Here is a 12654-nt window from a genome sequence, read left to right as displayed (position 1 = left end):
CGTTGAAGGTCAACGAAGTAATTACCGTACATGGAGAAGGGATTGTATAGCCCATGGCGCATAAAGAACAACGCAGCAGGAGCAAACGGAACTATATCCTCATGGGTGTAGCCCTGATTGCCCTGCTGGCAGGAGGAGGAATTGTTATCAATCATTTTGCCAATGAATCATCCAAAACACTTGTATTTCAAGAGGAACCGGTACGTCTGAAGCTGGATCAGTCCTATGATCATTTTGAAGGCTGGGGCACGTCACTTGCCTGGTGGGCCAACGATCTTGGCGGATGGAAAGATCAGGCGAAGGTGAGTGAAGTGATGGATCTGGTCTTTGATCCGGAGAAAGGATTAGGTCTGAACATCGTTCGGTACAATATTGGCGGTGAGGAGAATCCGGAGATGAAAGCCCTCCGTCCCGGCGGGGATGTACCTGGCTTCCAGCCTGAGCCTGGAGAGTGGGATTGGGAGGCTGATGCAGGTCAGCGGGCTGTATTACAAGGCTCGATGGAGCGCGGCGTGAATGTTGCTGAAGCATTCTCCAATTCACCACCTTATTGGATGACGATCAGTGGATCGGTTACAGGAGCCGTGGATGGCGGCAATAATCTGCGTGACGATCAGTATGATGCATTTGCCGATTATCTGACCGAAGTTGTGAAGCATTATCGGGACGAGTGGGGGATCACCTTCCGCACACTGAATCCGCTTAATGAACCTTCCTCTGACTGGTGGAAGAAAGGCAATATGCAGGAAGGCAGTCATTTTACCAATGAGAAACAGGCCGAGATTATCAAGAAAGTCGCTGCATCGTTGAAGAGCAAAGGACTGGACGGAACTGTCATTAGTGCTGCAGACGATAACAGCATTGATGAAACGGTGTTCAATTTCAACCTCTATGATCAGGATACGCTGGACGTAATCCAGCAGATCAATACCCACTCCTATAATGGTAGCAAAATGGAAGAACTGCGCACATTGGCAGAACGCCATGGCAAGAAGCTGTGGATGTCCGAGTACGGCACAGGCGGCAGCGAGCCGCACAGTCATGAGGATATGACCTCGGTACAAGAACTGGCAGAGCGGATCATGTTTGATCTGAAAATCATGCAGCCATCCGCCTGGGTATACTGGCAGGCCGTTGAAGATGAAGGGGCCAATAACAATTGGGGCTTCATTCACGCCAATTTTAACGGAGAAGAGCAGTATGAGATGACCAAACAGTATTATGGTATGGCCCAGTTTACGAAGTTTATTCGTCCCGGTGCAACGATTATTCCAACGGATGGTGGACGCACGATGGCAGCCTATGACGCGGAACGTCAGAGACTGGTGCTGGTGATTCGTAATGAATTGTCAGCGGGAACAACGGCGTTTGAACTGGAAGGGTATACGTATGGAAAATCATCCACCGCTCAGGTGTACCAGACTTCACCGGATCGGAACATGGAACAGCTTGAAGACATTCCGGTGTATGCCAACGGACTTGAAGTGCCTACGGCAGACAATTCCATCACAACGGTTGTACTGGAAGGCGTAACGTTGCAGGCGAAGTAATAACAGCGATCGGAAAGTTGTTCTGTAATCGTAGTACCCGTGTAAATCGCTTTTAGTTTAACGGAGATAGTTCACCTTATATTGAATGAATCACAGGGCATATGAAACTAAAAACAGAGAAGGAGGGGATAACTTTGACAGAGAAAGCATCCCTTTTGCTGCAGGAACAGGAGAGGAACATCGCCAGGGCTGAGAATGGTGTTCAATCTGAATTAACATACGATGCACGCAGCTTTTTCTTAAATGGAGAGCGTGTATTTCTGAACAGTGCCACGATCCATTATTTCCGTATGCCGAAGGAGGAATGGCGTGAAGTTCTGCTGAAGGCAAAGCTGGCAGGCATGAACTGCATCGACACCTATTTTGCGTGGAATGTGCATGAAGCCGAAGAAGGACAGTGGTCCTTTGAAGGGGACAACGATTGCGGAGCATTTCTGGATTTGTGCGCAGAACTGGGCATGTGGGTCATCGCACGTCCGGGTCCGTTTATCTGTGCGGAATGGGATTTTGGCGGTTTTCCATACTGGCTTGGTACAAAGAACGGCGTGAAATTCCGGGAAAATAATGAGACCTATCTGCACTATGTAAATTTGTATTTTGACCGGATTGTGCCCATTATTCGGGAGCGCCAGTTATCAGCCGGGGGCACGGTCATTCTTGTTCAGGTGGAGAATGAATACGGGTATCTGATGGATGACGCCGCAGCAAGTGACCATATGAATACACTGAGAGATGGATTGTTACAACGGGGAATTGATTCTACGCTGATCACTTGCGTTGGCGGGGCGGAAGGCACGATTGAAGGGGCTAATTTCTGGTCGGGGGCTGACGGGCATTATGAAACTCTCCGCGCCAAACAGCCGGACACCCCGAAGATGGTGACGGAGTTCTGGACCGGATGGTTTGAGAATTGGGGAGGACCTTCGGCCATTCAGAAGACGGCACCTTTGCTGGAGAGACGCATCATGGAGATCCTGCGTGCCGGGTATACCGGAATCAGCCATTACATGTTCTACGGCGGCACCAATTTTGGTGGATATGGCGGCAGAACAATGGGCAGCAGTGACATCTTCATGATTACTTCCTATGACTATGATGCACCGCTGAACGAATATGGACGGGTGACACCGAAATATACGGTAACCAAGAATCTGTCCTATTTCGTCCATGCTTTCGGAGCCCTTCTGATGGAAACAGAGGAAATTCCGGAAGAACAGATCGTTGTACGTCATCCTGAAGGCATATCTGTACGAGGCAGACAGGCGGATAATCAGAAGATTTGGTTCCTGGAGAGTCACAAGGATGAACGCGAGACGATGCACATTACGTTGGAGGACGGCCGGACTCTTCCGGTATCGCTGAATCCGGGACAGATTGTTCCATTGTTGGATCGAGTACAGATTGCCGAACAGGTATACCTGACTGCGGGTACGTTGATTACGGGCAATGAGGTGATCAACGGAGAATTAACCCTGTTCATCGTGGCATCTGCGGGGCAGCGGTCCGTTGTTGAACTGGAAGCTGGGGCATTGAACGTCACAGGTAGCACGGTGCAAGTGCTGGTTGAGCATGATTCAGCAAGGAACGTACACCGCCTGGATCTGTTCCATTTCCAAGAGCCTGGCATGATCCAACTGGAAGCAAACGGCACACCAATCCGTTTCGTCATTCTGGATCAAGAGATGATGAATCGAACATGGCGATTGGAAGCAACCGATCAGAAGGGACTACGTTATGTAATCGGCTTCGATGACGTGGACGTGTTGCCATCCGGTCAGGTCAAGGGTATGATCACGGACCCGGATCGCACAATTACACTGCTCGGTGACTGGACCGATGGAGAACGAACGTTAACAGGTCACGAGTTCTTTGCCAGCGAAGAGTCTATTGCAGGAGCACAGCAGCAACTTCCAGGGACATTGCCGAGTGCGCCAACGTTGTCTAATTTTCCTGAACTCTCACGTATTACGTTAACTGCGAAGCAACGCTCTGCGAGTGGACAACCAGAAGACTTTTCCCGATATGGCCAAGATTTTGGTTATCTATTATACGAATGTGATTTCGAGAGTCCAACTGAAGGAATGAAGAGTCTCATTTTGCCGGATATCCAGGATACTGCCAGAATCATCGTTAACGGTGTTCAGCAGGCATTCGTGCGTCAGGTAGGGGCAGCAGGTGTGCAATTGCAGGTGGCCCAAGGGAAGAATACACTTCAGATTCTGGTGCAGCATATGGGCAGATTGAACTTCTCTCCATATTTGGGTGAGAGCAAAGGTCTGGCTGGTGCGGTGTATCTGGGTGGCCAGGTTCAGGATATTCGTCGGGATTGGCATATGGAGAGTGGACTTGTGCATCTCGATGAGGTGAACGCTATACATGGGGCGCCACTTCTGAGCAGAAGCTTTAAGCTGGATGGCATGGATCGGGCGATTCTCGTGGGTGCCTTGAGCAAAGGCCTTCGTATCAATGGCATCGAAGTTCCGATGGAGGGATATCAGGACTGGTTTGCCTTCCAGACGTTAGACATTTCTCTGTATATCAAGCCCGGAGAGACGAATACACTGGAAATGCCGTATAGCCGTTCATCCCTGAATCGACTGGAACTGATCACGTATCCAAGTCAGGGAGAACTGAAAGATTGGCGTATGGCAGGAACGGAGGCATTACTTCCGCAACAATGGGAGAGATCCGAGGCAGTGCAAGGAACGATCCAACGTGAAGTACAGGGGGCAATCCAGCGTACGACACAGCCTGGTATCGCGGAAAGTGGCAATTGTACTGCCAATCGGGTGACCCCTTCTTCAGATGAGGGTATGTCGAGTGTTACGGTGAGCGAGAAGGCTCATTCTACATCAAGTCCCCTTCGAGCACAAGACTTGTACATTCAGCCCACTTGGTACCGCTGGCGTTTCGCGAAGCCTGCTATTGCCGAGCACCACAAAGTGAACCTGATGCTTCGCCTGACGGGAATGAGCAAAGGTACCATCCACCTGAACGGACATCATTTGGGTCGTTACTGGCAGATTGGCCCGCAAGAGGATTACAAAATTCCAGTAGCTTGGCTACAGGAAGAGAATGAACTGCTTTTGTTCGATGAAGAAGGCAGAACACCAACACATGTACGTTTCCTGCTGGATGCATTATCCCGTTATCCGTGGGTTATGTTGGAGTAGTTCATGTATTAGTCGGTAGATGTCTTACCCATATCCAACTATGGCGGGGAACGATAATTGAACCGGGAGAGTTCAAGTTGGAGCATTTTTTAGAGAAGTAGATTAGGTCGAGAAAGCAGCATCACATCCCGCATAAGTTTACCTTTTATCGCAACCATACCACCTCATTTTCTTAGCCCAATTTACCTGAGTTTGTGAGTCATCTGATTCAGTTTTCTGAGTGAATTAGGCTAAGTGAATTGGGGAACTATGGTTATCAGATTTTTACAATAAGCGAGATAAACATTTGTAGCTTTATTATTTGTAACCGTTTACATAACTGATAATTGTTCATCCATGATCTGTGAAGGGAGTGATGCTTCATGTAATTGGAATTTGAACAGTAGTCCGTAAGATATGTTAAGTCTAATTTATTATTTCATTCGATCATGGATAAGGAGATGACCTGATGTTAACGAAGAGGAAAGACGCAGCAAGAGGATTCAGCGGTTTCAAAGCCGGAATGATCCTGCTGCTGGGAACATTACTTCTATTAACAATGTTATTCCCCAATACAGCGAGAGCAGCAACAAGTGTCTATACGATATCAGCTTTTACAAACACCAGTGAGTCCAATATGTATATTTATGAATCCTATAATGCGACCCACTATGGTTTGCTAAAAGGGCCAGCCTATACACCTCCGACTGATCTGATTCGCGATCCCAGCATTATGAAGCACACAGATGGTCTATATTACGTCGTCTACACCACGAACTGGTCGGGTAACACCATTGGGATCGCATCCAGCCCGGATAAGGTGAACTGGACATTTGTCCGTAACATTACCTTATCCACACCGACCACAATCGCACACACCTGGGCACCAGAATGGTTCAAAGATAGCAACGGCAGTCTGAACATTATCGTGTCCCTCTCCCCAGGCAACTATGAGAATTTCAAACCTTATGTCCTCACAGCTTCAGGAAGCAATCTAGCGTCTACCTCATGGTCTTCACCTACTGAACTGGCGGGCATTGCTCCCAATTATATCGACACGTTTATCGTGAAGACAGGCTCAACCTATCATGCGTTTACCAAAAACGAGACCACCAAATACATTGAATATGCGACAGCCACTTCGCTAACGGGTCCTTATACCTTTAAAGGCAAAGGGGATTGGGCAGGTTGGGGCTCTTGGGTAGAAGGCCCGGCGCTTGTTCAGCTGGATAATGGTTCCTGGCGAATCTACTTTGACGGCTATGCGACACAAAAATATTATTACAGCGACTCTGCTGACAATTTCCAGACTTGGAGTACCAAGCAAGAGATTGCGGGTCTTACCGGACTCGTCCGGCATATGACTGTATTGAAAGAGTCCGGACAACCGGGGGATATACGCAAGCTGGAGTCCTTCAATGTACCTGGCAGCTTTATTCGTCACTACAACTATCAGGCGCGAATCGACGCCAATGTGAGTCCGACGGAAGATGCACAGTTCCGTATCGTTCCCGGGCTGTCGAATGCAACAGGCATTTCGTTTGAGTCCATGAATTATCCGGGTTATTTCCTGCGCAATAATAATGGCAACATCGCACTCGTGAAAAATGATGGCAGTGCTGCGTTTCGAAATGACGCCACGTTCAAACGTGTCAATGGACTTGCTAACGCCAGTTGGACATCGTATGCCTTGTTTAATAACCCGAACCTGTATCTGAGACATTACAATAATGTGTTGAAATTGGAAACTGTCGTTACTGCACTCGACAAGTCAGACGCGACCTTCCGAGAGGTCGCACAGTAAGAGGTGTTTTTTTTTTTGAAAATAAAAATAAGGAGTGAAGTAGATGAAGTGGTTAAAACGAATGGGTTCGCTGCTGTTGGCAGGAAGTCTGCTAACAAGCAGTCTGGGTCTGGGTACAGAGGTATCTGCTGCAGGAGCTTACACGGCTGTTGCCGATCCATCGAAGCAATATCAGACGATGGAAGGATGGGGAACATCCCTCGCGTGGTGGGGCAAAGTGGTTGGAGAATATTCCAATCGGGATGAGTATGTGGAGAAAATGTTCAATGCAAATACCGGACTGGGACTGAACATCCTGCGGTACAACATTGGAGGCGGAGATAATCCATCATCCAATATCCTCGAATATCGCAAAGCCGTTCCTGGTTACCAGCCTTCTCCCGGCGTGTATGACTGGAATGCAGATGCAAACCAACGATATATGCTGCAAGCTGCCAAAGCGCAAGGTGTGAATGTTATCGAAGCCTTTGCGAATTCCGCACCATACTGGATGACGATCAGTGGTAATGTGTCCGGTTCGGCCAATGGTGGGAACAACCTCAAGCCCGATTACTACGATGATTTTGCTGATTACTTAACCGAGGTTGTGAAGCATTTTCGGGATAACTGGGGGATCACATTTGATAGTGTAACTCCGCTAAATGAACCGATCTCGACGTGGTGGAAGCAGGGCAATGACCAGGAGGGCATGCACTTTGACCGGGCGGATCAGAACACCATTCTGAGTCAGGTACAAGCTTCGTTGAATGCAAAGGGCCTGTCCACAAAGCTGAGCGCACCAGAAGAATACAGTATCGATGATACCAATGTGTCGTTCAACAGCTACAGCAATGCGGTTAAATCAGCGATCACTCAGATTAACACCCATACGTATGGCGGCAGCAATCGTACTGCTTTGCGTAACACAGCGACGTCTGCGGGCAAACATCTGTGGACCTCGGAATATGGAGATGGGGATGCAAGCGGTCTTACGATGTCACGGACTATCCTCAAGGATATTCGCAATATGGGCGCAAGTGGATGGGTGTATTGGCAAGCCGTCGATAGTGCAGAAGGATGGGGATTTTTCAAGAACGTGTTGAACAATACACAAACGACCAGTTACACCGTGAACCAAAAATATTATGTCATGGGCAATTACAGCAAATTTATTCGTCCTGGGTACAAGATTATCGGCATGAGTGATGCCAATACCCTTGCAGCCTATGATGCAGCTTCCGGCAAAGTAGTACTGGTTACAACCAATTCGGAATCGACGGATACAACGGTAACCTATGATCTCAGTCGTTTTACGAACACAGGCACGTCTGCTCAAGTATACCGGACTTCTTCAACAGAGAAGTTGCAGCAACTGACCAATATTTCGGTGCAAAACAAAACCTTTACCGCTACGGCCAAGGCCAATTCGGTCACAACCTACGTCATTTCCGGTGCAACTTACAATGGCGGTACAGGATATGAATCCGGGGCCATCTACAAATTAATCAATCGCAACAGTGGACTTGCACTTGATGTTAACGGTGCTTCTTCTACGGGTGGGGCAACAATCATTCAGTGGAATGATAATGGAGCAGCCAACCAGCAGTGGAAGCTAGAGTCCGCAGGTAACGGATATTACAACATCCGCAATGTGGGCAGTGGGCTTTTGCTGGATGTGAATTCGGGTTCTACACAAGGCGGAGCCGCTCTGATTCAGTGGCAGGATAACGGGGGCAATAATCAGCAATGGCTGCCAATTGATGTGGGAGGATATGTGGTACTTGCGAATCGAAACAGTGGACTGACGGTTGACATCAATCAAGGGTCTCTAACCGCGGGTGCCTCAACCATTCAGTGGGCCGACAATGGCGGGGCCAATCAGCAATGGAGCCTAGTCAAAGTTAATTAGTGTGAGTACGCATGAATTAAACGTTGTTACGTGTCCTTCTTTCTTGGAGGTGCAGTGCTCTAAGCGACACTGCACCCTCAAGGAAAGTAGCTATTTTAGACATACATATATTCATCCACCCAGCTGGTACTTAACGAAAACGGGATAGGGCGAACCTGCTAATATCCTGATCCGTGTGCCCCGTTTGCACCAAGTCGGATAGAATCTGTCCAATGGCACTTGCAAACTTGAAGCCATGACCGGAGAAACCACCTGCGAGCCACACACGTTCATGGGCAGGGTGTCGGTCGATAATAAAATCTTCATCCGAAGTGAATTCATATTTGCATACACTACCACGTTTCAATTCTCCAGCTGCCTGAGGCATATGAAGTTCGAGCAGCCTGCGCAGATCCCCCTCGTCCGTTTCTTCCGTACCAAATGGAGCCATTGTACTTCCTGGTGTCCACACCTGACCTGTATCATGACGACCCATCTTCAGACCTGATCCGCCCATGCTTGGAAATCCATAATATGTACCTTCTTTTCCTGCCAGTGTAAAACCGGGGAAGTGTGCCTCTCCGTATAAGGCTTCTGGTGCATCAAACCATCCAACCGTTTTACGCACTGCCTGGATCGGGAGATCCACGAAAGGTTTCAATGTCTGAAACCAGGCGCCAGCGCTCAGGATGATTTGATTTGCATGGTATGTATCACCACCTGAAGTCTGAACTGTAACGGAATGTGGTCCGTATTCGATATGTTCAACACGTGTGTGAGTTAACAAGGTAGCACCATGAGCCACGGCTGCCTTGCGAAAGGCACGAATACAGGGTTCACTATACAGATAACCCGCATCAGGCTCATACATGCCCTCGTAATGTTCAGGTATTGTAATACCTGGCCAGCGTTTCATCACCTCGGTTGCATGCAACGTTTCATAACGAATGCCTGCATCATCTGCATGGCTTAATCGGTTGCGAAAGGAATGAATCTCTGGATCAACCACATTTATTACACCGGAAGGAACAAACAGTTGGTCCCCAGTCGTTTCCTCCAGCTCGTGCCATAACTTCTGTGCTAGTACTGCCATGGCAATATAGTCAGGCCCACCACTGTACACATGGCGCATCAGTCTGGTATCTCCATGATGGCTTCCTTCCGTATGCGGAGGATCAAAGGCATCAATTAATAAAGTTTTGCATCCACTGCGCGATAGATAATAACCCGCACTCATACCCATGGAGCCGGCTCCAACGATAATAACGTCATATGATGGTGTGGTCATGGTTCCGCCTCCTAGTCTATTTCCAATGTTAGTCTTCTAAAGCATAATGTAGTCTCCCTACTTTTAATAGTCAATAGAACATCTTATAGAGAAGAGAGAGATGTTAATAGAACATATTAATAGTAAAATGACTTATATAATGAATGTTGCAAAGGAGACCTCGCATGAGTGAGCAATTTAGGTTTGATCTATTTCCATTAATTCAGACAGAACGATTCATCCTCCGGTCGGCAGAGGCTGGGGACAGCCATGATCTGCTCGCGTTATATTCCGATGAAGCTGTGGTTCAATATATGCCATTCACTCCCTTTGAATCCGTGGAGGATGCACAGGGTGAGATGAACTGGTATACGAAGATTTTCAAGGAACACACGGGTTTACGCTGGATGATTGAAGACCGTGAAACTCGTAAGGTGATCGGAACCTGTGGGTTCCTGAACTATGAAGATGTACATAATCGTGCAGAGATCGGATACGACTTGTGTTCCTCTTTCTGGGGGCGCGGTGTGATGACGGAAGTGGCCCATGCTGTGTTACATTTTGGATTTACAAGCATGCAGCTCAACAAGATCGAAGCAAAGGTTGAACCGGAGAACGAGGCGTCAATTAGCCTGTTACACAAGCTTGATTTTCAACAGGAGGGTGTACTGCGACAACATGAGTTCGAGAAAGGCAGATATATTGACCTTGCGGTGTTCTCCAAGTTACGAGGTGAAATATAGTCAAGCTAGCCCCATAAGGATTGCACTAAGGCACAAGGCCGCACTTCCCTGCGGCCGAATGAAGACCGGATACTGCTCCGGTCTTTTTCATTTTACCCCTCGTGGAGGGGTGTATTGTCCATATCTGATTTGGCAGATCGTCCTAGCTGATAACTTGCTCTGAGCGAACTTCATCTCATTTCCATGTCGTGAACCTTGTCCTCCTGAATTCGCCCGTGCTATATTGGAGAGATGTGAGGAGATGAGGATATGAAGCTGGTGTCCTGGAATGTGAATGGCTTAAGGGCATGTGTTACCAAAGGATTCATGGATTATTATCAGGAGAGTCAGGCGGACATTTTCTGCCTTCAGGAGACCAAATTACAAGCCGGACAGATTGAGATGGACCTGGGGGAAGATGTTTATCAATATTGGAATTATGCGATCAAAAAAGGATATTCCGGCACGGCTGTATTTAGCCGAATCAAGCCTTTATCCGTTCGTTACGGGATGGAGGAGGACAGCGAGCCGGAAGGCCGGATGATTACACTGGAGTATGATGAGTTTTATCTGGTGAACGTCTATACCCCTAACGCGAAGCGGGATCTGACCCGGCTGCCTTACCGTCTGGAATGGGAGGATCGATTCCGGGGGTACATTCTGCAACTGGAGCAGACCAAGCCGGTTATCGTCTGTGGTGACCTGAATGTGGCTCATCAGGAGATTGACCTGAAGAATCCGAAGCCCAATCTGGGCAACTCGGGATTTACCCTTGAAGAGCGTGGCAAGATGACCGATTTGCTTGCTTCCGGGTATGTAGACAGCTTCCGCCATCTCTATCCGGATCGTACGGATGTGTACAGCTGGTGGTCTTATATGCCAAAAGTCAGAGAACGGAACGTGGGATGGCGCATTGATTATTTTCTCGTATCCAATCAATTGGCACCGAAGGTAGCGGATGCACATATCGATTGCCATGTGATGGGCAGTGATCATTGCCCGGTGGGTCTTACATTGCAATTATAGGTAAGGAACAACTTGAGATGGATTGAGGTATGAATTTTATAATACAAGTCTAGATGAACTGCAAGTTTCCTGAATGGGAGATTTGCAGTTTCTTTTGTGTCATAGGTAGGGGAATGAGACTGGACTTTGGTTGGGGAAAGGACTGGACTCGGGATTGTTTCAATCCCGCTATTTCTTGGGTACGATTGAAGCATACATATATAGATGAACCTTTGGGATAAGGGGTAGAGAAGATGAAGAAGGGGTTACGGAGAGGGTTAAAGGTGCTGGGAGGCATCATGCTTGCTACAGGACTTTTGCTGCTGGCAGGTACAGCGTACGAAGCGTATCAATCCACGCAGGATATGAAGTCCTATCCCCCGCCAGGCAAGTATTATGAAGTGAGTGGTCGCAACATGCACCTCTACACCGCTGGCAAAGGAGAGGTAACCGTGGTGTTTGCCTCAGGCTGGGGGACACCCAATCCATATGTGGATTTCAGTCCGCTATATGACAAGTTGAAATCACAGGTGAAAATTGCGGTATATGATCGGTTCGGGTATGGATACAGCGACTATACAGATGAACCTCGTGATGTTGATACCATCTCGGAAGAGATCCACCAATTGCTGCGCACATCCGGTCAACGTCCGCCTTACATTATGGTCGGTCACTCCCTGGGTGCGCTGGAGACACTGCGGTTTGCGCAAAGGTATCCTGATGAGGTAGCCGGTATGGTCATGATCGATGGAGGTAGTCCTGAATATTACAGTACGGTGGAAATGGATACGCCCGAATGGTATTTTACTTCAGTCCGATTCCTGGTTAAAACAGGAATTGCGCGTACATTGCTGCATTCGGATCAGATGATGGCAACACTGGTCATTGACCCGGAGTTGGTTTCTGCGCCGATGAAAAAGGCTGCCACCATTGCTACCCTGAAGCATGCATACAATGACAACGTGATGGATGAGATTCGTCATTCCAAGATCAACGCATTACGTGTGCTGGAGAACAAAAAGGAGTTTCCTTTCCCTCTGACGATCCTGACAGCCGGATCAGATCAACCCAGTGAGGGGAGTCGGGCATGGCAGGCAGATCAAGTGAAATTTGCTTCATGGTCCAGACAAGGAACCCAGCAGATTGTCCCTCACGCCGAGCATTACATCCACAACAGTCAACCGGATATTGTCGCTGCCGAGATCATGAAATTAGTGACACCGTCCAGTGACCTATGAGTAATATGATTCCACAAACACATGATGAACAGGATGAGGAGGAGGGATG

Annotated in this window: 8 protein-coding genes; 7 read left to right on the top strand and 1 reads right to left on the bottom strand. The window is 48.2% G+C overall.

Annotated features, from left to right (window positions below):
• Positions 1-53 precede the first annotated feature (53 nt).
• The 4 genes from ABTV53_RS20875 (at position 54) to ABTV53_RS20860 (ending at position 8394) form a co-directional block, all read left to right on the top strand.
• Complete coding sequence (locus ABTV53_RS20875; RefSeq protein ID WP_433746013.1) at positions 54-1550, top strand: glycoside hydrolase family 30 protein; 1497 nt, start codon at positions 54-56, stop codon at positions 1548-1550.
• A 134-nt stretch (positions 1551-1684) separates the two neighbouring features.
• Positions 1685-4723, top strand: coding sequence for a beta-galactosidase (locus ABTV53_RS20870; RefSeq protein WP_433746010.1), 3039 nt, complete (start codon positions 1685-1687; stop codon positions 4721-4723).
• Positions 4724-5171: 448 nt separating this feature from the next.
• Complete coding sequence (locus tag ABTV53_RS20865; RefSeq protein WP_433746008.1) at positions 5172-6506, top strand: AbfB domain-containing protein; 1335 nt, start codon at positions 5172-5174, stop codon at positions 6504-6506.
• 43 nt (positions 6507-6549) lie between these two features.
• Complete coding sequence (locus ABTV53_RS20860) at positions 6550-8394, top strand: RICIN domain-containing protein (protein WP_433746005.1); 1845 nt, start codon at positions 6550-6552, stop codon at positions 8392-8394.
• A 130-nt stretch (positions 8395-8524) separates the two neighbouring features.
• On the opposite strand, the gene solA is transcribed toward ABTV53_RS20860, so the two are convergent.
• Positions 8525-9661 (bottom strand): N-methyl-L-tryptophan oxidase, encoded by a 1137-nt coding sequence (solA, locus tag ABTV53_RS20855; RefSeq protein WP_433746002.1) that lies wholly within the window; start codon positions 9659-9661, stop codon positions 8525-8527.
• Positions 9662-9825: 164 nt separating this feature from the next.
• Here solA and ABTV53_RS20850 point away from each other — a divergent pair, with 164 nt between their 5' ends.
• The 3 genes from ABTV53_RS20850 (at position 9826) to ABTV53_RS20840 (ending at position 12605) form a co-directional block, all read left to right on the top strand.
• Positions 9826-10383, top strand: a complete 558-nt coding sequence (locus tag ABTV53_RS20850; protein ID WP_433745999.1) for a GNAT family N-acetyltransferase — start codon at positions 9826-9828, stop codon at positions 10381-10383.
• A 249-nt stretch (positions 10384-10632) separates the two neighbouring features.
• Positions 10633-11388: an exodeoxyribonuclease III gene (locus ABTV53_RS20845; protein ID WP_036617303.1), complete on the top strand. Its 756-nt coding sequence runs from the start codon at positions 10633-10635 to the stop codon at positions 11386-11388.
• A 233-nt stretch (positions 11389-11621) separates the two neighbouring features.
• A complete protein-coding gene (locus ABTV53_RS20840) occupies positions 11622-12605 on the top strand; it encodes an alpha/beta fold hydrolase (RefSeq protein WP_433745995.1) in 984 nt (327 codons plus the stop codon).
• Positions 12606-12654 lie beyond the last annotated feature (49 nt).

Origin of the sequence: Paenibacillus amylolyticus, assembly GCF_050990605.1 — a bacterium.
Classification (GTDB): domain Bacteria; phylum Bacillota; class Bacilli; order Paenibacillales; family Paenibacillaceae; genus Paenibacillus; species Paenibacillus amylolyticus_H.
Note: the sequence above shows the minus strand (reverse complement) of the source record. Positions and strands in the feature narration are given on the sequence as shown.